The 20,811-nt window shown below is 45.1% G+C and carries 18 protein-coding genes; 7 read left to right on the top strand and 11 right to left on the bottom strand.

The genetic code is table 11. The annotated features are described in order from the left end of the window. The first annotated feature begins 537 nt into the window (after nucleotides 1–537). Nucleotides 538–1,554 carry an alcohol dehydrogenase AdhP gene (gene adhP / locus AACR11_RS13800; RefSeq protein WP_009697531.1) on the top strand — a complete coding sequence of 339 codons (1,017 nt, stop codon included), beginning with the start codon at nucleotides 538–540 and terminating at the stop codon, nucleotides 1,552–1,554. A 275-nt stretch (nucleotides 1,555–1,829) separates the two neighbouring features. Here adhP and AACR11_RS13795 read toward each other — a convergent pair whose 3' ends face one another. The 4 genes from AACR11_RS13795 to zntR form a co-directional block, all read right to left on the bottom strand. Beyond that, a complete protein-coding gene (locus tag AACR11_RS13795; RefSeq protein ID WP_029790817.1) occupies nucleotides 1,830–3,965 on the bottom strand; it encodes a lysine decarboxylase CadA in 2,136 nt (711 codons plus the stop codon). A gap of 117 nt (nucleotides 3,966–4,082) precedes the next feature. Next, a complete protein-coding gene (gene cadB, locus AACR11_RS13790; protein ID WP_005434864.1) occupies nucleotides 4,083–5,426 on the bottom strand; it encodes a cadaverine/lysine antiporter in 1,344 nt (447 codons plus the stop codon). Between the two features lie 769 nt (nucleotides 5,427–6,195). Beyond that, nucleotides 6,196–7,767: a lysine decarboxylation/transport transcriptional activator CadC gene (gene cadC / locus AACR11_RS13785; RefSeq protein WP_009697530.1), complete on the bottom strand. Its 1,572-nt coding sequence runs from the start codon at nucleotides 7,765–7,767 to the stop codon at nucleotides 6,196–6,198. A 156-nt stretch (nucleotides 7,768–7,923) separates the two neighbouring features. After that, nucleotides 7,924–8,322: a Zn(2+)-responsive transcriptional regulator gene (zntR, locus tag AACR11_RS13780; protein ID WP_005451151.1), complete on the bottom strand. Its 399-nt coding sequence runs from the start codon at nucleotides 8,320–8,322 to the stop codon at nucleotides 7,924–7,926. A gap of 266 nt (nucleotides 8,323–8,588) precedes the next feature. On the opposite strand from zntR, the gene purH reads away from it, so the two are divergent. Continuing rightward, nucleotides 8,589–10,196, top strand: a complete 1,608-nt coding sequence (purH, locus tag AACR11_RS13775) for a bifunctional phosphoribosylaminoimidazolecarboxamide formyltransferase/IMP cyclohydrolase (RefSeq protein WP_029790820.1) — start codon at nucleotides 8,589–8,591, stop codon at nucleotides 10,194–10,196. 133 nt (nucleotides 10,197–10,329) lie between these two features. Next, the gene (gene purD / locus AACR11_RS13770) at nucleotides 10,330–11,619 is read left to right on the top strand and encodes a phosphoribosylamine--glycine ligase (protein WP_029790821.1); all 1,290 of its coding nucleotides are present in this window, start codon (nucleotides 10,330–10,332) and stop codon (nucleotides 11,617–11,619) included. A 90-nt stretch (nucleotides 11,620–11,709) separates the two neighbouring features. Here the strand turns inward: purD and AACR11_RS13765 are convergent, their stop codons facing one another. Both AACR11_RS13765 and hupA read right to left on the bottom strand, forming a co-directional pair. Further along, a complete protein-coding gene (locus AACR11_RS13765; RefSeq protein WP_009699654.1) occupies nucleotides 11,710–12,408 on the bottom strand; it encodes a DUF1481 domain-containing protein in 699 nt (232 codons plus the stop codon). 39 nt (nucleotides 12,409–12,447) lie between these two features. Further along, the gene (gene hupA / locus AACR11_RS13760) at nucleotides 12,448–12,720 is read right to left on the bottom strand and encodes a nucleoid-associated protein HU-alpha (RefSeq protein WP_005433627.1); all 273 of its coding nucleotides are present in this window, start codon (nucleotides 12,718–12,720) and stop codon (nucleotides 12,448–12,450) included. A gap of 253 nt (nucleotides 12,721–12,973) precedes the next feature. Between hupA and AACR11_RS13755 the strand changes: the two genes are divergently transcribed. Continuing rightward, complete coding sequence (locus AACR11_RS13755) at nucleotides 12,974–14,107, top strand: CNNM domain-containing protein (protein ID WP_005451141.1); 1,134 nt, start codon at nucleotides 12,974–12,976, stop codon at nucleotides 14,105–14,107. Nucleotides 14,108–14,186: 79 nt separating this feature from the next. On the opposite strand, the gene AACR11_RS13750 is transcribed toward AACR11_RS13755, so the two are convergent. After that, entirely contained in the window at nucleotides 14,187–14,774 is a 588-nt protein-coding gene (locus tag AACR11_RS13750) for a YjaG family protein (RefSeq protein WP_005451139.1), read from the bottom strand. 66 nt (nucleotides 14,775–14,840) lie between these two features. Here AACR11_RS13750 and AACR11_RS13745 point away from each other — a divergent pair, with 66 nt between their 5' ends. Together AACR11_RS13745 and AACR11_RS13740 are read left to right on the top strand one after the other, a co-directional pair. Beyond that, complete coding sequence (locus AACR11_RS13745) at nucleotides 14,841–15,764, top strand: D-2-hydroxyacid dehydrogenase (protein ID WP_029790825.1); 924 nt, start codon at nucleotides 14,841–14,843, stop codon at nucleotides 15,762–15,764. Between the two features lie 7 nt (nucleotides 15,765–15,771). After that, on the top strand, nucleotides 15,772–16,344 hold the full coding sequence (locus AACR11_RS13740; protein ID WP_029790828.1) for a uracil-DNA glycosylase family protein: 573 nt from the start codon (nucleotides 15,772–15,774) through the stop codon (nucleotides 16,342–16,344). Nucleotides 16,345–16,564: 220 nt separating this feature from the next. Here the strand turns inward: AACR11_RS13740 and hemE are convergent, their stop codons facing one another. The 4 genes from hemE to nudC form a co-directional block, all read right to left on the bottom strand. Beyond that, nucleotides 16,565–17,632 carry a uroporphyrinogen decarboxylase gene (gene hemE / locus AACR11_RS13735; protein ID WP_005433634.1) on the bottom strand — a complete coding sequence of 356 codons (1,068 nt, stop codon included), beginning with the start codon at nucleotides 17,630–17,632 and terminating at the stop codon, nucleotides 16,565–16,567. 305 nt (nucleotides 17,633–17,937) lie between these two features. Further along, complete coding sequence (locus tag AACR11_RS13730) at nucleotides 17,938–18,678, bottom strand: hypothetical protein (protein WP_029790831.1); 741 nt, start codon at nucleotides 18,676–18,678, stop codon at nucleotides 17,938–17,940. A 4-nt stretch (nucleotides 18,679–18,682) separates the two neighbouring features. Further along, a complete protein-coding gene (locus AACR11_RS13725; protein WP_005451133.1) occupies nucleotides 18,683–19,174 on the bottom strand; it encodes a hypothetical protein in 492 nt (163 codons plus the stop codon). Nucleotides 19,175–19,295: 121 nt separating this feature from the next. Further along, entirely contained in the window at nucleotides 19,296–20,078 is a 783-nt protein-coding gene (nudC, locus tag AACR11_RS13720; protein WP_029790833.1) for an NAD(+) diphosphatase, read from the bottom strand. Between the two features lie 178 nt (nucleotides 20,079–20,256). On the opposite strand from nudC, the gene AACR11_RS13715 reads away from it, so the two are divergent. Continuing rightward, entirely contained in the window at nucleotides 20,257–20,748 is a 492-nt protein-coding gene (locus AACR11_RS13715; RefSeq protein WP_079324794.1) for an Rsd/AlgQ family anti-sigma factor, read from the top strand. Nucleotides 20,749–20,811: the final 63 nt, after the last annotated feature.

Genomic DNA, 20,811 nt, shown 5'->3' with positions numbered 1-20,811 from the left:
ATCAACGAGTGCCCACACAGATTGATAGGTTCTTATTTTTAAAGAGCTTTTCTAACATTTTCAGCAACTTAGTTGCTCGTCGTTAGGGGTGCGTATCTTACTTCACACCGTGAGAGAGTCAAGCATTTTTTTAAATTCTTTTTTCTCTCTTCCGACTCGCTGTGTGACTTTCGTCTCACTCCGTGTCGGTGGATGCGCAGTATAGGGAGTTGAGAAATTAGCACAAGCGTTTTTTGCAAAAAAACTTTCAACCGAACAAATAACAAACACTTTGTTCAGATATACGGCAAAGCAGAGGATCTTTGACGTAATTATTCGATCCTAGAGAGGAGTAAAGTCAGACTTCATTGCAGTCTTCTCGTAGTTTTTCGTCACGTTCTCCTCTTCTTTTCACAGAAATTAAAGGTAAGCCGTCTTACCAATAACCAGTTTCGACTATGGTCTATTTAAACAAAAATCGATTTTTGATTCAGATCACTGCACTTCCTTACATATCGATCAAGAATGATTCTCGTTATCATTATTGGAGAGTTATTCATGAAAGCCGCAGTTGTTAGTGAATTTAAAGGTCCGCTTGTTATCAAGGATATTCCTTTACCCAACGTTAAACCTCGTGATGTACTCGTAAAGGTTCATGCATGTGGTGTTTGTCATACTGATCTGCACGCTTGTCATGGCGATTGGCCGGTAAAACCCAAAATGCCTCTGGTACCAGGACATGAAGGTGTGGGTGAAATCGTCGAAGTTGGCAGCGAGATACATCATCTCAAAGCAGGTGATCGTGTTGGTGTTCCTTGGTTGTATAGTGCATGTGGTCATTGCGACTATTGTTTAGAAGGGCAAGAGACGCTGTGTTTAGATCAACATAACGCTGGTTATTCCGTTGATGGCGGTTATGCAGAGTTCTGTCTTGCTCATGGTGAGTACGTCGTGAAGATTCCAGATGGCTTAAGCTATGTGGATGCAGCTCCCCTCTTCTGTGCAGGTGTTACCACTTATAAGGCGCTCAAAGTAACAGATGTAAAACCAGGTCAATGGGTGGCAATTGTCGGTGCAGGTGGTTTAGGTCATTTAGCCATTCAATATGCTGTAGCTATGGGCATGAATGTTATTGCTGTAGATACTGGTGATGAGAAGCTCGCACTCGCTAAAAGTCTAGGTGCGCAACACACCATCGACTTTATGAAAGAGAAACCATCAGAGCGTATTAAGACCATCACTAATGGCGGCGTGCATGGCGTTGTATGTACTGCAGTATCGAAGCCTGCATTCCAAGAGGCTTATCACTCCATACGCCGTGGTGGCGCATGCGTTCTTGTTGGTCTTCCTCCTGAAGAGATGCCAATCCCTATCTTTGATACGGTGCTAAATGGTGTCAAAGTGATTGGCTCTATTGTTGGCACACGCAAAGACTTGCAAGAGTGCTTACAATTCGCAGCAGAAGGAAAAGTAAAAGCCATTACCGAAGTTAAACATCTTGAAGATATCAATGACATCTTTGCTGATATGGAGAAAGGTGAAATTAATGGGCGTATCGTGATGGAGTTTGCCTAGCTTTGGCTGTTGATATCTTTTCTATATAGATAGCAAAAAAAGAGCGGCACTTTCATGCTGCTCTTTTGGTCTTTGCTTTTTACTTGGGGTACTTCAGGTGAAGTCTTGGAAAAGTTATTCTTCTATATAGAAGAAAAGATCAGAGCATCCTTGCCCTTCTCTTTACGACAGAATAGTTAGGGGTATATCTAAATGCCGTTATTGTTCGATGACGCATTGAGCTCGTAAGAGTGGAGCATGCTTGCATTCCCAATAGCGTCATCTTCGAGAGGAACTTAGTTCTTCAATACTTTTACGGTGTAGCTACCATCTTTTTGTTGGTATAGACCGTGGATGTCGGTTTCGAAACCTGGGTAATGCGCACCGATCTCACAAAGCATCTCTAGGAAGTCCAGCACAGGGCGAGACTCTTGAGTCACCATTTCACCAGGAAGTACTAGTGGCACACCTGGAGGGTAAGGAAGGATCATGTTCGCACTTACGCGACCAACCATTTCTTCCAGTTTGATTTCTTCTACGTTACCGCGAAGCTCTTCTTGCCATGCTGCGTGTGGTGTTACTTTCATTTCTGGAAGAACATCGAACGCTTTGTACATTAGCTCTGGTAGGTTGTATTTCTTAGTTAGGTCATGAATTGCTTGTGCTAGTTCTTGAACGCGCATGCCTTCATAAAAGCTTGGATCTTCGTTGTATAGCGAAGGTAGGAAGCTCTTGATGGTTAGGTTCAAGTCGTAGCCACGCTTAAATTCAGTTAGACCGCGTAGCAATTGCATTGCTTTTGATTTGTCGATACCGATTGAGAATAGGAACAACAAGTTGTATGGACCTGTTTTCTCTACCACGATGCCGCGCTCGTCTAGGAATTTAGCCACCAGCGAAGCAGGAATACCTGATTCTTCTAGTTCGCCTTCTTTATTCATCCCTGGAGTCAGTAGCGTTACTTTGATTGGGTCAAGATACATGTGGTTATCATCCATGTTCTTGAAGCCGTGCCATGTGTCGCTAGGGTCTAGTTTCCAACATTCTGTGGTATCGATGTTTTCTGGTTGCCATACATCGAAGAACCAGCTGTCGCTTTCTGCTTCTAGACGTTTGATCTCTTTACGGAAGCGGATTGCGCGATCGATAGAGTCTTGCATCAACTTCTTACCAGTGTTGCCGCGCATCATTGCCGCTGCAGTTTCAGTAGAAGCAACAATGCCGTACTGAGGTGAAGTTGAAGTGTGCATCATGAAGGCTTCGTTGAAAGATTCTTTATCAAAGTCACCTTTCACGTGAATCATTGAAGCTTGTGAGAATGCCGCCAACAGTTTGTGTGTTGATTGTGTCTCGTAGAACACTTTGCCTGGCATCGCTTCACCACTCATACCACATTTACCTTCGTAAATTGGGTTGAAGTTAGTGTAAGGCACCCAAGCACTGTCGAAGTGGATGTGTTTACAATCTAGCGACTCTTTGATGAATTGTGTGTTGTACAGCAAGCCATCGTAAGTTGAGTTAGTCACTACTGCGTAAGTTGGTGCTGTTGCACCTGGTGTTTTCGCCACTTTCTCTTCGATTACATCGCGGCTGAATTCGCTTTGTGGGATACCACCAAGGATGCCGTATGCGTTACGAGTTGGGCGGAAGTAGATTGGTGTCACGTCGCTCATCATCATTAGGTGAGTCAGAGATTTGTGACAGTTACGGTCAATCAGTACTGTGCTGCCCGCAGGTGCTGAGTACATGCCAACAATTTTGTTCGATGTAGACGTACCGTTAGTTACGATGTACGAGCTGTCTGCATTGAATGTGCGTGCGATGTATTCTTCTGCATCTTTATGTGGACCTGAGTGGTCTAGTAGAGAACCTAGCTCAGGCATTGAGATTGATACGTCCGCTTTAAATGTGTTTGGACCGTAAAAATCGTAGAAGATGCTACCAGCAGGGCTTTTCTGGAATGCAGTACCGCCCATGTGACCTGGAGTACAGAAGGTGTATTTACCTTCTTCTACGTATTTGAATAACGCTTTAGTGAATGGAGGCATGATGGCATCTTTGTATGCCTCAGTCGCTTGGTTGATTTTGATAGCGATGTCGTCAGCCATACCTAAAGCGTACTCGAAGAAGCTCACGTTTAGACGTAGGTCTGTTAGTGAAATGTCTAGAGTAGACTGTTCGTTAGCAAATGCGTGAACAGGCAGTTTTTCGTTGATTTGGCTGATACGTTCACATAGCTCTAGTGAGTATTTATCCCAGTCGAACAGCACACCGCAAATGCGTGGGTTCATCTCAATCATCTTGATCAAGTCTTTATCATCTACTGGGTAAACCACTTCGTAGCCCGCTTTCTCAAGAGCAGCGTGAAGTTGACGAACTGGCTCTTCTTTAAAGAACACACCCATGTGGTTCAAGATAGCGAATATATTCATTTGGACATCTCCAAGGCGAATGAGGGCGCTCTTTGCCATTTACAGGCAATGAGTAAGGTGAGCGCCGCGTGAATTTGGGTTTTATGGGCTGGCACCTTAGTGCCAGCGTTTTGGGGATTAGTTGCTTGCTTGGGCAGGCATATCGTCAGCGTGCATTTTCACGTACTGAGCAAGACCTGCTTTTTTGCTGTAGAACATCAAGATAACTAGAGACACGATGAAGGTTGCTGTTAGCGTACCGCCCTCTGCACCTGCTAGTGCGATGAAGCAGAACAGACAAGCCACACCAGAGAACAGCATTACGAAGCCGTTGCGTGTTGTCATACCTTCGAAGCGAATCAAGTTAATGCTTGAGTAGAAGTAAGGCAGCATAGTTAGTAGAACTGCGTCAGTCGTTAGTTGGTTGAACAGGTCTGATGCGTGCGCTGTTTTAGAGCTGAAGAACATCAGTACAACCATCAGTGCAGTCATCTTGATTGACGCAAGGATTAGACCTTTCTTAGGCACACCGTTTTTGTCAGTTTCGCCGTAGATTTTAGGGAAGTTGCCGTCGTTTGCTGCGCGTTTACCTGCTTCACCTACTAGCATCATCCAAGAACCTAGCGAAGTGAAACATGCTAGTGCTGTAAATGCTGATACGAATGGTGCTGTCCAGCTACCGAATAGCTCAGTGGTTGCTAGTGCAAATGGCGCACCTGATGCCGCAACTTCTGACGCAGGGAACATGCCGCTGATCATTTGAGTTGATAGGATGTAAATCACACCTGCGATACCAGTACCCAACATAGTTGCTAGTGGTACGGTACGTTTAGGGTTTTCTACCATACCAGTCGATACCGCTGCTGATTCCACACCTACGAATGACCATAGACAGATAAGAACCGCAGTTACTACCGCGTGGCTGTCAGTGCCTGCTGATACGTTCCAGTTTTGGCTGTAAAGCGCAGTATCGAAGTGCGTCCAACCAAATGCGGCTGTACCAACAACTGGGATAAGGATAAGAACTAGACCAAGCGTACATAGACGGCTTACCCAGCTACCACCAAGTAGGTTGACGAAAGTGAAGATCCATACCGATGCAATCGTCGCAATACCTGCTGGGATTGGGTTATTAAGCACAGGGAAGAATACTGAAAGGTAAGAAACACCTGTAATGGCAATAGCCAGGTTACCAATCCAGTTCGCGTGGTAATAAAGAACGCCCGTTTGGAAACCAAATACCGGAGACACTTCGCCAGCATAAGCGATAGGACCACCTTCTTGTGGGTTTTTGGTTGCCAGACGAGCGTAAACGAACGCCAGACTCAGTGCACCGACCAAACAGATCAGCCAACTGAAGATTGAAACAGAGCCTACAGAGGCAAGACTAGAAGGTAATAGTGCAATACCACTACCCATCATGTTACCGGCTACGACACCCGTACAGGCAATAAGGCCGATTTTTTTCGCATTCGATGACATAACATCTCCAAATCTATTCTACTCGAGTCAACATGACTCAAACTGAATGGTTATTAGCGAGATGCTATGAGGAGGAATCTGCTCGACCTCGCTAAATTTCGAAGTGAAGACTACGCCCAAAAACTGGGAAAAAAATAAACTTGGCGTTATCAATAAAACAATTAGCCCATCGGTATAAAGTTGAGATAAACCTTATAAACACAAAAATATAAAACCAATAAATACAGAAGGTTAGCCCAATAACATCAAACGCTCTTATCGGAAACCTAAAAACATCAACCTCAACAAATTTTCCATCAAGCTTATCAACCTCTATCAACATCAAAAGAAACCATGGCTAATTACCCAAACTGTTGACGCCGCTTTTTCCTACCTTTATTGCTCCGTTGACTTACATCAAACTTCCCTCTTCTTTTCCCCTCGTTCTGCATAGATACCAACGTAAGTACACATAAACAACAGTGTGGTTGTGACAGACAATAAGTACACAAACCAAAGGTAGAGCAATGGGAAAAAAAGGTAGCTCTAGCAAAAACTCGATAAGAGCCGCTCATTAATAAACACAAGCAAAATACAAAGATGGTGAGATAGAAGATAGAAGATAGAAGATAGAAGATAGAAGATAGAAGATAGAATGAAAAGCCTACCACCCCCTGTAAAGCAAGCTCTATTCAAAAAGCAAGAAGATAGCGATTTAATAACGTAGAGACAAAAAAGCCCCTCACCGAAGTGAAGGGCTAAGTGTCTCTGATTGATAAAAGAGGGCTTACTACAACATACGAACCACAGAAGGGTGCACTGCTCGATACATGGCGTAATCAATCGCCTTCATATTGCTTGGAAAGACCAAGTTTTCGCATAGCAAATAGGTCTCTACAGATGTATCTATATAGAAGGCTTCACTGTAAGACTCACTTGCCCAATCCAAATCACCATCCAATTCCGCGTGCTTGCCTCTAATGACATAAGACAGAACTGAGTCTCGAACCTCGAGAGCTTGATTCAAATGCTGCTTAGCCAAATCGATGTCACCTGCAATGGTCTCATGCAGCGCTAACGCTTCATAAATACGTGGCTGAATTGGTCCCACCATCATCTTTGAATTGGTTTCCAATTTCTCACTCAACTGCTGAACTCTGCCTTTTCTCAGCTCCAATGCAGGATCAAGCGCCTTTTGCACATGATAGGCAATCAACAGCTCAGCTTGTACATAAGCGTTATCCGGTTCAATCTCGAGAATTCTCTCCATCAAGTCGATACCGTGCTGGAATTGATTCGCATCCGACACATTCAAGTAGTGGTTTGCCTCAACAAACAGCTCCAATGCGTCTGGGTTCATTGGCATACCCGCCACCAGCACCTTGGATTTTAATTTTGCATCTGGCACTTTTAGTGCGCGCATCAAATCTAGAGAGGCTTGCTGCATAACCGACTTCAAATGGCTATTGGTTAACGCGTATTGGCGGCTGAACAAAACCTTTTCGGAGGAGTTATTGCGATATTCCACCTCAAGGAAGCTGCCACCGTCGTTTTCTTTAACACGTACCACCACAGACTTACCCGGTACAATACCAGTAGTAAAGGTCGCCTTTTTCAACATGACTCGATAATCACTGACTTGAGCCACATCTGCCATCAACTTCTGTGCAAACCCGTCGGCTAAGTCATAGCTACGACCTTCTTTGCTGAAGTTATCCTGAAACTTGAATTCGATAAGGTGAGTATCAATGGCTTGTGTAATGCGCACTTCAGATTGCTTATAGGTAAACACCCCCATCACCACGACCAAAATACTGATCCAAATGAAGTTCATGAAACCTAATCGCCAAGGGCTGATTTTATTCGGCTTGCGCGGTGCTTTTTTCTCTTTTGACATCTCGCATACAGCGCGAGTTAACGGACCTGCCGGAAATGCAATCGTAGAAGTTGAGATTTCTGATTGTTCTTCTTCGATTTCTTCTACGATCGGAGCAAGAATCTCTGTATCACAATGACGGCGAGCGAGGAATTCCTCGTGCGTCATCGGCGTCACATTTGCTACCAACTTGTAACCACGTTTAGGCACAGTGATCACGTAGCTGGTGTTTTCTTCTCGACCGTCGCGCAGCAGTTTACGCAGTTCAAAAATGGATTGCGTCACAACTTGGTCAGTCACAATCGCACCCGCCCAAACGTATTGGATCAGCTCTTCGCGGTTGAATACTTCACTAGCGTGCTCTGCAAGAAAATGCAGCAAATTAATTAAGCGTGGCTCAACGGTAACTTCCCTGTCTTGTCGATACAGCTTATTTTCATCAACGCTCAAAACCCAGTCATTGATTTGAAAATAGACTCCAACCATGTATGAAAACTCTCGTATCTAATAGACAGCGTCGCTTTAGGAATAGATAGGACTACACATTCTTACAGTCGACTAAAGCCGAGATTATAGGTGGGAAAACGGCTTGAACCTAGAAAAGCAAGCCGCCAAAAATGCAAACTTAAATTAAGTAGCACGCTACTCAAGGGCTGCGAGGATAGAACAGTGGCTGGCATCGTCATTGTTATGCCCACAGCAAGCGTCGTTGATCTTCTTTAATGCGGTGCGAATCTTTGTCAGTTCCGCTATTTTTTCATCAATTAAAGTTAACTTTGCAGAAGTGATAGCTTTTACTTCTGCACAGCTGTGTTCTGTCGCTTCTAATTTGATTTCTAGAAGCTCTTTTATTTCCTCTAAACTTAAGCCAAGCTCTTTCGCTTTGAGAATGAAGCGTACCTGTTTTTGGTTTTCTTCGTTGTATAAGCGATAGCCCGATTCACTTCGTCCTGCGGGCTGGATCAGTGTATTTTTTTCGTAGAAACGTAATGTATCGGCAGTCACACCACAGCGTTTCGCCAGTTCACCTATCTGAAACATAACTTTCCTTATTAACTATCTCGTTACTTTTAAAGCCAAAGATCGAGTTTTTTGCAATTATTTTTGAGATGCCAAACGATTGCGCGAGCTTTTTTGTAATAAATTGGTTAGAATACGCGCCATCAAATAGTGGAGACTGTTTTCTAAGCATGAAAACACCTGAAAAGGTCTTTACCAAAACTGGCCAATATTTTACCCCATGAGGTAAAAACAAGTTCATTTTTGGCAAACATCTTTAACTCCGTGAATTTGAGGAAAATGGAAGCATGAACAACGCTCGTCCTATTCGCCGTGCGCTTATCAGCGTATCAGACAAAACAGGTATTGTTGAGTTTGCACAAGCTCTTGCTGAGCGCGGTGTCGATATCCTATCTACTGGTGGTACGGCTCGTCTACTTGCTGAGCAAGGCATTGCAGTAACCGAAGTCTCTGACTACACTGGTTTCCCAGAAATGATGGACGGTCGCGTTAAGACGCTTCACCCAAAAGTTCACGGTGGTGTACTGGGTCGCCGTGGTCAAGATGATGACGTGATGGAAAAACACGGCATCAACCCTATCGATATGGTTGTTGTTAACCTATACCCATTCGCAGAAACCGTAGCAAAAGAGGGTTGTACTCTAGCTGACGCAGTTGAAAACATCGATATCGGCGGTCCAACTATGGTTCGCTCTGCTGCGAAAAACCACAAAGACGTGACTATCGTCGTTAACGCAGGTGATTACCAGCGCGTAATCGCAGAGATGGATGCAAACGACAAATCCCTTACTCTAGATACCCGTTTCGACCTTGCTATCGCAGCATTTGAGCACACTGCGGCTTACGATGGCATGATCGCAAACTACTTCGGCACTATGGTTCCATCTTACGGTGAGAACAAAGAAGGTGATGAACCTTCTCCTGAAAACAAGAGCAAATTCCCTCGAACATTCAACCAACAGTTCGAGAAAAAACAAGATATGCGCTACGGTGAGAATAGCCACCAAGCAGCTGCTTTTTACGTAGAAGCAAACCCACAAGAGGCGTCTGTTTCTACTGCTCGCCAAATCCAAGGTAAAGCCCTTTCTTACAACAACATCGCAGACACAGATGCAGCACTTGAGTGTGTGAAAGAGTTCAACGAACCAGCATGTGTGATCGTAAAACACGCGAACCCATGTGGTGTGGCTCTAGGTAAAGACATCCTAGAAGCGTACAACCGCGCTTACCAAACTGACCCAACATCTGCATTCGGCGGCATCATTGCATTCAACCAAGAGCTAGATGCTGAAACAGCAACCGCTATTGTTGAACGTCAATTCGTTGAAGTCATCATCGCACCTTGTGTTTCTGCTGAAGCGATTGAAGTGGTTGCAGCGAAGAAGAACGTGCGCCTGCTTGAGTGTGGCGAATGGTCAACGAAGACAACGGGCTTTGACGTGAAACGCGTGAATGGCGGTCTACTGGTTCAAGACCGTGACCAAGGCATGGTAAGCCTAGATGACCTGAAAGTGGTTTCTAAGCGCCAGCCAACAGAAGAAGAGCTGAAAGATGCACTGTTCTGCTGGAAAGTAGCGAAATACGTGAAATCTAACGCGATTGTTTACGCGAAAGGTGACATGACCATCGGCGTAGGCGCAGGTCAAATGAGCCGCGTTTACTCAGCGAAAATTGCGGGAATCAAAGCAGCAGACGAAGGTCTAGAAGTCGCAGGTAGCGTAATGGCATCTGATGCGTTCTTCCCATTCCGTGATGGTATCGATGCAGCAGCAGAAGCTGGCATCAAGTGTGTGATTCAACCTGGCGGCTCGATGCGCGATGACGAAGTTATCGCAGCAGCAGACGAACACGGCATGGCAATGATCTTTACAGGTATGCGTCACTTCCGCCACTAGAAAGAAAAGATGCGAGAGCGCTTCGCTACTGGATACAAGAGCGTTGCGCTCCGAGATGAGCAACACTTTCCTTTCGTGTTGCTCAAACATTTTCTAGTTCTACTACTATCAATTTTGATTGAAGGTTTAAAACATGAATGTACTTATCATTGGTTCAGGCGGTCGTGAACACGCACTAGGTTGGAAAGCGGCGCAAAACCCAAATGTTGAGACTATCTTCGTTGCTCCGGGTAACGCAGGCACAGCACTAGAGCCTAAACTAGAGAACGTAAATATCGCAGTAGAAGACATCGCAGGTCTGGTTGCATTCGCAAAAGAGAAAGCCATTGAGCTGACCATCGTTGGTCCTGAAGCACCATTGGTTATCGGTGTTGTGGATGCTTTCCGAGAAGCAGGTCTGCCGATCTTTGGTCCAACACAAGCAGCAGCGCAGCTTGAAGGCTCTAAAGCGTTTACTAAAGACTTTCTTGCTCGTCACCAAATCCCGACGGGAGCATACGCAAACTTCACTGAAATCGAGCCTGCACTCGCTTACGTACGTGAACAAGGTGCACCAATTGTAGTCAAAGCTGATGGTCTTGCCGCTGGCAAAGGCGTGATTGTGGCAATGACACTAGAAGAAGCTGAAGACGCCATCAAGGATATGCTAGCGGGTAATGCATTTGGTGATGCTGGCAGTCGTGTGGTTATCGAAGAATTCCTAGATGGGGAAGAAGCAAGCTTCATCGTGATGGTGGATGGTGAGAACGTTTTGCCAATGGCCACCAGCCAAGACCACAAACGCGTAGGCGACAAAGATACCGGTCCAAACACAGGCGGCATGGGCGCTTATTCTCCTGCTCCAGTGGTAACACCTGAAATTCATAACCGCATCATGGAAGAAGTGATTTACCCAACAGTGCGTGGGATGGCTTCAGAAGGCAACCCTTACACAGGTTTCCTATACGCGGGTTTAATGATCGATAAAGACGGTACGCCGAAAGTGATCGAGTACAACTGCCGCTTTGGTGATCCAGAAACACAACCGATCATGATGCGCATGGAATCGGATCTTGTTGATCTATGTCTGGCTGCTATTGATGCCAAACTGGATCAAGTGGAATCAAAATGGGATCCACGAGCATCGATTGGTATTGTGTTAGCCGCCGGAGGCTATCCTGCTGCGTACAACAAGGGCGACATTATCTCAGGTCTTCCACAAGTTGAAATTGAAGGTGAGAAGGTCTTCCACGCAGGTACACACAACAAAGACGGCGACATTGTGACAAACGGCGGCCGTGTACTTTGTGCAACAGCACTTGGTAACAGCGTATCAGAAGCACAGCAACGCGCTTATGAACTTTCAAAACAGATCAGTTGGGATGGCATGTTCCATCGCAACGATATCGGCTACCGTGCAATCGCACGTGAGCAAGAAAAATAAAAACAACTTCAGTTGGCTAAAAAGACAAAAGGCGCATTAAGCGCCTTTTTTATTCATGTGACTCCACTAGCATGAAGCTAAGCTCAGAACTTACTCAGAGATCAGCTTTGGTCGTGGGATACAATCAAAGTTGTCATCATTAAGCATCAACAATTCGTCAACAGTTGCTGTATTACGTGACTCTTTGCCGATAAATGCAATGTAGCTATCTACCGATGCCAATCTATCAATCACAAACTTAGGTAAAGTCTGGTTAAATTCTAGCGTCGCGAACTCACGTCCTTTGCAGGTTTCGAACGTCTCGCCATCCCAATAGCCCTGAATTAAACTCTGACCTTCGCGAGATTGACTCTTGATCGAAGCAACCACATCATTCGCTTCTGTCTTGTAACGCTCTAGCTGATCACGTCGTAAAGGCAGCACTTTCCCGTTCACACGGTATTGCTGATAGATCGCATCGCCATCTTTATTGAATCGAATGTGGATTTGAAAAGGCACCAATCCTTGTTTTGTATCGAGTTGCTCACCTTTTCGAATCAACTCTCTTAGCTCACCATCGTCCCAGCGATAATCACTCTGATACGAGCCGGAATCACCCATAGCTACGTAGTCTGCAGCCGTACTAACGCGTGTCAAACGTTCTGTCATCCAATACAAACTGGTGGCATCACCCATGATTTTCCCGCCAGAGAAATGGGTAAATTGGTCAAGGTTTGGGGTTTCAACAGAAGAACAGCCAACAAGAGCGAGGCTTGATAAAAGGAGTGAAGTGAGTAGATGTTTTTTCATGAAATTGCACCGAGGCAGGATACCTCGGTGCATTTTAACTTAGTTTACTGATTCTTTCAGCGCTTTACCTGCTACGAATGCTGGTACGTTAGCTGCTGCGATTTGAATCTCGTCACCAGTCTTAGGGTTACGACCAGTACGTGCAGCGCGGTGGTTTACTTTGAATGTACCAAAACCAATTAGTTGAACTTGGTCACCCTCTTTAAGAGCGCCAGTAACACCCTCAAGAGTTGCTTCAAGAGCAGCTTTAGCTTGTGCTTTAGATAGGTCTGCTTTCTCTGCAATAAAGTCGATTAATTGGGTCTTGTTCATTAGGTTTCCCTTCTCATATGTTATCGAATTCATCTCACTCTAAAACATAAATGCCCCATCTGGCAAAGGTTTGTAAGCGATCTTTCGATTTTCTGACGTAGTTTTAGCCATAATATGAGTAATAACTCACAATTTGTTACTACTTGTACGGGCAAAGCGCTTGCTTTCTAATGCAATTAGAACGATTTATAGGGCGCTTTTGCGGTTATAATCGCTTAAAATCCCGACTATCACATTACATTCAAGGGCAACTATGCTGCTGTTATCCATTTATATCTCTATTGCTATCGGCATTTCGTTTATCTGTTCGGTACTGGAGGCGGTACTTCTTAGTATCAGTCCGAGCTACATTGCGCAGCTCAAACAACAGGGGCACCCTGCTTCTGCTCAGTTAGAAAAACTGAAAGCAGACATCGACCGACCACTGGCTTCGATCCTGACCCTGAACACCATTGCTCACACTATCGGTGCAGCAACGGCAGGTGCACAAGCGGCGGTAGTGTTCGGTAGCGAAGCACTAGGTATCTTCTCTGCGGTACTGACACTGGCGATTCTTGTTCTATCAGAAATTGTACCTAAGACGATTGGTGCAACTTACTGGCGCCAACTTGCACCATCTGCGGCGGTATCGCTGCGCTGGATGGTATGGGCACTAACGCCATTCGTATGGTTCTCTGAGCAAATCACTAAGCGCCTAGCTCGTAACCACGAAGCACCGAAGATGCGCGATGAGTTATCTGCTATGGCCATTCTGGCAAAAGAGAGCGGAGAGTTCGCAGAAGGCGAATCAAAGATCCTGAGCAACCTACTGGGCATTCAAGACGTGCCAGTAACACAAGTCATGACACCGCGTCCGGTCGTATTCCGCGTAGACGCAACCATGACCATCAACGACTTCCTAGAGAAGCATAAAGAGACGCCTTTCTCTCGCCCACTGGTTTACAGCGAACAGAAAGATAACATCATTGGTTTTGTGCACCGTCTAGAGCTGTTCAAGCTGCAACAATCGGGCAGTGGTCAAAAACAACTCGGTTCGGTCATGCGTCCAATCCAAGTGGTACTGAACAACACAGCTCTACCAAAAGTGTTTGACCAAATGATGACTCACCGTCTGCAGCTAGCGCTTGTGGTTGACGAATACGGCACAGTACAAGGCTTGGTAACGCTAGAAGACATCTTTGAGCACCTATTGGGTGAAGAGATCATCGATGAAGCGGATAAGAGCACAGACATGCAAGAACTGGCTTACCAACGCTGGGAAAGCTGGAAAGAAAAGCACGGCGTAATTGAAAGCCGCGATGACGATGAAGAAGAGGAAGGGCTGGAGAAACAGGACAAAGAGCCAGAAGCTCAAGAGCCAACGAAGCCAGAATCTAAAGAATCGTAATCAGTACTGGGCATAACAGCCCATATGCAAAAATAAAAAGGCATCCAATTTGGATGCCTTTGTTCTGTCTATTCAATAATTAAAGTGTGATGCCGATATTGCTCACGGCGTCTTCACGTAGCTCTTCACGCAAATCTTTAATCAAGCAGATGTCGCGTTCCACCGCTTCACGCAGTGGACGGAAGATCGCCCATTGAACATCCCACTCTTCACATACGGCTTCATTTTCTTTTTGATTGTCGTTGGTGATTGGCTCCGCACCTTGTGCTTGTTCTAGGTCAGCAACGGTTTTTACCGACTGTTGGCTCACTTTAAGCATTGAGTCGAAAAGGTAGTCGCGATCCAACAGGCCATGCAACAATGTCGACAGGCTCTGACACGCGTCCATCGCTGGGTAAACACCGTAAAAATCGAATTCATCCGCACTTGGGAACAACTCTTCTAACTTCTCTAATTGACGTTCGAAGTTAATTTTCGCGTTCTTAACCGTCAGAATTTCCCATACACTATCAAGAATCGCTCGGTAAGCACGTGGCTCAGCAAATTCTGTATTCTCACAAAACATCGCATAGTTTGGATACATGCGTTCACACAGACACGCCATGAAGGTAATTTGTTGCCAAGGTTCTAGTTTTTCCAAACGAACCTGAAGAGGATTCTTAAGCATAGTCACTCAATCATTGAAGAAAAAAACAGCGAAAGTGTACTTGATTCATCACAGGGAAAAAAGTTAATGCAGCATCCAAATCAGATTTTCCTGCTCTCAGAGCATCGCGACACCTACGAAACGTTACTGGCAGAGAAAAATCTGCCCGATCTTTGCCTCACCGACCAACCTGAAGAAGCTCAGATCGTACTGGCGGATCCACCATTACTATCACAAAGGTTAGACGAGTTTTCACAGCTTGAGTGGGTGCAATCCACATTTGCTGGTGTGAATGCCTTAATGTCACCAAATCTACGCCAGGATTACACTTTAACCAACGTACGCGGCATTTTCGGACCATTAATTGCCGAGTACGTAATTGGCTACTGCATTGCTCACTTCCGCCACTTTATGCAATACCACCAGCAACAGCAGAACAAGCAGTGGCAACCGCATCTGTACACCTCGCTGCAAAGCAAAACTATGGTGATTGTTGGTACAGGCAGTATTGGTAGCTACTTGGGGAATGCAGCGCAATTGATGGGAATAAAGACTATCGGAGTGAATCGTACCGGGATTCCAACCTCTGGCGGTGAATTTGCTCAAACCTATCACATCAATGAACTAGCAAGCGCTTTTCACCAAGCGGATATTGTTGTGAATACGCTACCGAGCACACCGGATACGCAGCACTTACTCAATAGTGAAGTGTTAAGCCACCTTAATCAGGCACTGTTATTTAATGTCGGAAGAGGTGATGTGATTGATGATGTAGGTCTATTGCTCGCGCTCAAGAATCGCTGGGTGGAACATGCTTTTCTCGATGTATTTGAACAAGAACCACTCTCGCCGCAACATCCGTTTTGGAAACTTCCGCAGGTAACCATCACACCCCACATCGCAGCATTGAGTTTCCCTGAGCAAGTGGTCGACATTTTTGCAGATAACTACTTGAGTTGGCGAGACGGTTTCTCTCTTAATAATCAGGTCGATTTCGATAAAGGGTATTAACCATCTTATGTCTTTAGAAACATTGCTAAAGCAAGTACGTGCCTGCCAGATCTGTGCAGACGATTTACCTTTGGGTGCAAACCCTATCGTACAAGCCGCAAAAGACGCACGCATTCTAATCATCGGACAAGCGCCGGGAACGCGCGTACACAAAACCTCGATACCTTGGAACGATCCAAGCGGCGATCGGTTACGCCAATGGCTCGATATCGACAAATACATTTTCTACGACCCAAACAAAATTGCCATTGTCCCAATGGGCTTCTGTTATCCAGGTAAAGGAAACTCAGGTGATCTACCACCTCGTAAAGAATGTGCGCCAGCTTGGCATAAACAGATTCTTGAGCAGTTGCCCAATATAGAGCTGACGCTACTGATTGGTCAGTACTCACAGCAGTACTATCTCACCAACAAACCAAAGACGCTCACGCAAACTGTTCAGCAATGGCAGGATTGGGAACCTGACTTTATTCCACTTCCCCACCCTTCTCCACGCAACACATTGTGGTTAAAGAAGAACCCTTGGTTTGAATCTGACGTCGTGCCATATCTTAAAAAACGCGTTCATTCGATGCTTTAGGTTACCCATGATCTAATTGCTTGTTTATCTGTACAAGAAAACTAGAACATAAACCCCGCAATCATAAACATTTGTTTATATTAAACTTTAATGTCTAACGTGCAGCTAGAATAGTAATTAGATCATGGCAGACCAAATACTATCAGAGCTGTACTATCTTGAATTTCAGGTAAAAAAATACCGGCACTGATTGCCGGTATTTAATTTCAAAAAGTCGAAGTTACTTGTGGTATGGCTTAGATAGCTCGTGTACCGCTTCCACAAACACACCTGCGTTTTCTGGCGGCACATCCAAGTGGATACCGTGACCTAGGTTGAACACGTGACCAGTACCTGCATCGCCAAAGCCTTCTAGAATACCCGCGACTTCTTCACGGATACGCTCTGGTGAAGCGTAAAGCATTGATGGGTCCATGTTACCTTGTAGAGCCACTTTATCACCGATACGCGCTTTCGCGTCTGCGATGTTGATTGTCCAGTCTAGACCTACCGCATCGCAGCCCGTTGCTGCGATTTGCTCAAGCCACATACCACCGTTCTTAGTGAACAGCGTTACTGGTACACGGCGACCGTCGTTTTCACGAATCAGACCATCTACAATCTTGTGCATGTATTGCAGAGAGAACAGGTTGTAGTCACGAGGTGTCAGTACACCACCCCATGTATCAAATACCATCACCGATTGTGCACCCGCTTTAATTTGCGCGTTTAGGTACTCGATAACGCTGTCTGCTAGCTTATCTAGAAGTAGATGCAGAGTTTGTGGTTCTGCGTACATCATCTTCTTGATCTTGGTGAACGCTTTCGAGCTGCCGCCTTCAACCATGTAAGTCGCCAGTGTCCATGGGCTACCAGAGAAACCAATCAGTGGAACGTCACCATTCAAGTCTTTGCGGATTTGACGCACTGCGTTCATTACGTATTGCAGTTCGCCTTCTGGATCCGGCAGACCGATCTTTTCAACGTCTGCTTTGCAAGTGATTGGTTTATCGAAAACCGGACCTTCACCAGCAGCAAAACGAAGTTCTAAGCCCATTGCATCTGGGATAGTTAGGATGTCAGAGAACAAGATCGCTGCATCAAGAGGAAAACGGCGTAGTGGTTGAAGCGTTACTTCTGACGCCAACTCCGCGTTTTTACACAAAGACATGAAATCGCCCGCTTGCGCACGAGTTGCTTTGTATTCTGGTAGGTAACGACCTGCCTGACGCATCATCCATACTGGCGTGTAATCTACTGGCTCTTTTAAAAGGGCACGCAGATAACGATCATTTTTTAATTCAGTCATTCCGTAATTCCAATTGTTAGGCTTTCTTTGAAAGGGGGTATTCTATCACTGATTTAAGGCTAATAGCTGTGTGCTTTGCAACCTGGATCAAGTTATTAACTTTTAAATCAGTGCTTAATTTGCACCCAATCGGTATCAGTGTTAAAAATTTGTTCGCTAGCGAAAACTACAATTATAAACTGAGTACCCGGTACTCAGCATCTCATAACGACATCTTACTTACCCCCTCCCTCTCGGAGGGTTTTTTTTTATCTATTTTTCAATGAATTAAAAAAGCCACCTTACGGTGGCTTCATATTTCATAATCATGATTGGCAAACTTTTTTCATGACCCCTTTTACATATCCTTTGGATAGGTAAGTCGGACACAAGGTCTCCCGCACCGATTGCGAGTCAATAATGTAATTCTCAAAGTTTGTTAGTGCCGTGTTAGCACACCCATTTGTTGCGACTTCTTTTGCCAATGCAAACTGAGAATTACTCGGTCGATCAAGCGTATACAACAGCGCATTCGAGACCTTTTCATCTGCACAGTATTCCGGAGACTGCTTGACTGCCGCGGCATAGAATGGAATCGCGAGAGATTTAGAGACATTTTGGAACACCTTAGTCCCTTCTTCAAAACTTACGTTACCCGCAGGAGAGAGTTCGGCGAGCAGTTGTCCGTAGCTCTCTACACACCCTTCCATCGAATACTTGATACAAGATTGCGCTGCCGGAACTATGGCTTTTGCAAAGCTTTGAGTAAAATCACTGGATTGAGACAGAAACGCATACTCAGTGAGTAGCTGCTGCCCTAAACCAATAGCGCTATCAGCGGCTCCGGAAGAAACGTAACTATTGAAAGCTCCTGTTGCAGCATCTGCCACCAGTCCTTGCCAAGCATCATCTCGCTTTGATGGACGAATATCATTGGCATGATAGAGCAGCTCATTCCAGCTTTGTGCTTTATGAAGAGCGGTTAAATCTTCCATAGAGTAACGCTCTTCAGCGACCGCAGAAAAGCTTGAAGCCATGGCAACTAAGGGGAAGAGTATTTTTTTCATTACCTTAGTTCCACGCTTGCTTGAGATATTTCAGCGTTGAAGAGTCGTAAGCCGCGTTCGGGTTCAAAGCGACTTTAAGCACACTGCCACCATCATCAAGAGAGAAACCTGCTTTACGCGCCTTCACAGAGTCTTGACCAACAAATTGGATTTGTTGAACTTTTTGGAACTCTTCTTTATAAAGTGCGGCATGTTCAGTCGTCGTGCATAGCTTAACCATATCATCGTAGATATAGTTGATTAAGCCACCCAGCCAACCTGTGGTTTTTACTTTGTCTAAACGAGCTTCAGCAAAGTCGTAGTCATCCCACGCAGCCCAGTCAAAGTTTGTTTCAAGAACTTCATTGCCACAAGCGGTTTGCACTTTTGCGACGTTTTCCGTCATTGTATTTTCGGTCAACATACGCTTCGCTTTCACTTCAATACTTGCCTGTGCCGAAACACTTACCAAAGAAAAAGACGCAATACCTAGCCATAACGCTGATCTGTATTTCATTAGACATACTCCTTTATTAATCATTGTGTCATTACAGAATGCTGTGCTAGGTCAGTCTAACAACCCCCTTTGTCTCAAAAGTGATTCTACATTTTCCTTTAATCACTTTACGAGTCGGCTCTCAAGCCTGCTGAATATCACTAATTGTTTGCTCAATTAATGCTCTTGCGATTGTCCCTTTTGGGGCTACTGGCGGCATATCATCAACGCCAAACCATTGAGCATCAGACAGCTCGGTGTAATCAGGATTCAATTCACCAGACTCGTAATCCGCAAGAAATGCCATCATCATGCTGGATGGAAAGGCCCATGGTTGGCTGCCAAAATAGCGAATATTTTGAACGTGTACGCCGGTCTCTTCGTGCACCTCGCGTGTCACACACTCCTCCAAGGTTTCACCCACCTCTAAAAAGCCCGCTATTACAGTATACATGCCATTTCGATGGCGAGGGTGCTGAGCTAGCAAGATTTGGTTGTCTTTACGCACAGCGACAATGATGCATGGGAAAATACGCGGATAATGCAAAGTACGGCACTCACCACACTGCATTGCCAATTGATTGTTATTGAGGAAATTGCGACCACCGCATTGCGGACAAAAACGCAGGCTTTGTGTCATATGACCATACTGAATGGCTTTACTGATCAAAAGAAAAAGGGAGTCTGAGAAATGGAGACAATCACGCAAAGATACAAGCTCTAAATCGTGGTCTAAATCCGACAGGTTTACCCACATCACCGGGACATCTTGGTATTCACCTATCTGCCTTGCACTCGCTTCTGGCAGTGAGAACTGCTCTGCGTTGCCAAATGGGATAGCACCATCCACCAGCCAAACATCGCTTCCTGAGACAACACACCAATAGGCGTTTTTCGTACGGTTAACTTCACCTTTTCTTAACATTACAGCGTCCCTTTGCTTGAAGTTCATTCATTTTACTGGCAATCTAATTTCATACCAGAGTTTGTCGTTCGCTAAATTTGCAACTATAAATTCTAGTAAGGACAAGAGTTTGTAATCACTTTACTAACTTTGCTTTGCAAAGGATACGTTCGCCAACGGGCGATCAGATCATGAGGGCATGGTCATGCTAAAAAAATTCAAACAAACACAAGACCAATGGGGCGGCTCCAATGACGTTATTGACCATTGGCTGGAAACGAGACAATCTCTGATTGTCGAATATTGTAAGCTTGCAGCACTGCAACCTTGTTCGAAATCCAACGTCGTTGAACTCCCTTCCCCTGACGAACTTCAGCACTTCTGCCAACACCTTGTGGATTATATCTCTGAAGGTCATTTTAAAATCTACGATATGGTGATGGATAAGTGGAAAGCCACTGGCTTTGTTGCTACTGATGAAATTAACCAAACTTACGCGAAGATCGTCCTCACTACTGAGCCGTTGTTGAACTTTACCGACAAATATTCTGATGTTTCAGCCGAAGATGAACTGGCTGATTTTGACGAAGATATGTCTTTGATTGGGGAAATCATTGAAACACGCTTCGCGGTAGAAGACCACTTGATTCAGTTGATTGCCGACAGTTTAGCGATGCCGCCTGGCGCATAGCGAGAAGCGAGAAGTGAGAAGCGAGAAGCGAGAAGCGAGAAGCGAGAAGCGAGAAGCGAGAAG

Origin of the sequence: Vibrio sp. L85, from assembly GCF_963871815.1 — a bacterium.
Taxonomy (GTDB): domain Bacteria; phylum Pseudomonadota; class Gammaproteobacteria; order Enterobacterales; family Vibrionaceae; genus Vibrio; species Vibrio harveyi.
The sequence above is the reverse complement of the archived record's forward strand: the minus strand, read 5'-3'. Positions and strand labels throughout refer to the sequence as shown.

Excerpts from the sequence above, each read along its gene's own strand:
- AACR11_RS13740 (WP_029790828.1), top strand. The coding sequence starts at position 15,772 with ATGTCTTTAGAAACATTGCTAAAGCAAGTACGTGCCTGCCAGATCTGT.
- cadC (WP_009697530.1), bottom strand. The coding sequence starts at position 7,767 with ATGGTTGGAGTCTATTTTCAAATCAATGACTGGGTTTTGAGCGTTGAT.
- AACR11_RS13715 (WP_079324794.1), top strand. The coding sequence starts at position 20,257 with ATGGTCATGCTAAAAAAATTCAAACAAACACAAGACCAATGGGGCGGC.
- AACR11_RS13730 (WP_029790831.1), bottom strand. The coding sequence starts at position 18,678 with ATGAAAAAAATACTCTTCCCCTTAGTTGCCATGGCTTCAAGCTTTTCT.
- nudC (WP_029790833.1), bottom strand. The coding sequence starts at position 20,078 with ATGTTAAGAAAAGGTGAAGTTAACCGTACGAAAAACGCCTATTGGTGT.
- hemE (WP_005433634.1), bottom strand. The coding sequence starts at position 17,632 with ATGACTGAATTAAAAAATGATCGTTATCTGCGTGCCCTTTTAAAAGAG.
- AACR11_RS13750 (WP_005451139.1), bottom strand. The coding sequence starts at position 14,774 with ATGCTTAAGAATCCTCTTCAGGTTCGTTTGGAAAAACTAGAACCTTGG.
- AACR11_RS13795 (WP_029790817.1), bottom strand. The coding sequence starts at position 3,965 with ATGAATATATTCGCTATCTTGAACCACATGGGTGTGTTCTTTAAAGAA.
- purD (WP_029790821.1), top strand. The coding sequence starts at position 10,330 with ATGAATGTACTTATCATTGGTTCAGGCGGTCGTGAACACGCACTAGGT.
- AACR11_RS13755 (WP_005451141.1), top strand. The coding sequence starts at position 12,974 with ATGCTGCTGTTATCCATTTATATCTCTATTGCTATCGGCATTTCGTTT.
- AACR11_RS13745 (WP_029790825.1), top strand. The coding sequence starts at position 14,841 with ATGCAGCATCCAAATCAGATTTTCCTGCTCTCAGAGCATCGCGACACC.
- zntR (WP_005451151.1), bottom strand. The coding sequence starts at position 8,322 with ATGTTTCAGATAGGTGAACTGGCGAAACGCTGTGGTGTGACTGCCGAT.
- AACR11_RS13765 (WP_009699654.1), bottom strand. The coding sequence starts at position 12,408 with ATGAAAAAACATCTACTCACTTCACTCCTTTTATCAAGCCTCGCTCTT.
- hupA (WP_005433627.1), bottom strand. The coding sequence starts at position 12,720 with ATGAACAAGACCCAATTAATCGACTTTATTGCAGAGAAAGCAGACCTA.
- adhP (WP_009697531.1), top strand. The coding sequence starts at position 538 with ATGAAAGCCGCAGTTGTTAGTGAATTTAAAGGTCCGCTTGTTATCAAG.
- purH (WP_029790820.1), top strand. The coding sequence starts at position 8,589 with ATGAACAACGCTCGTCCTATTCGCCGTGCGCTTATCAGCGTATCAGAC.
- cadB (WP_005434864.1), bottom strand. The coding sequence starts at position 5,426 with ATGTCATCGAATGCGAAAAAAATCGGCCTTATTGCCTGTACGGGTGTC.
- AACR11_RS13725 (WP_005451133.1), bottom strand. The coding sequence starts at position 19,174 with ATGAAATACAGATCAGCGTTATGGCTAGGTATTGCGTCTTTTTCTTTG.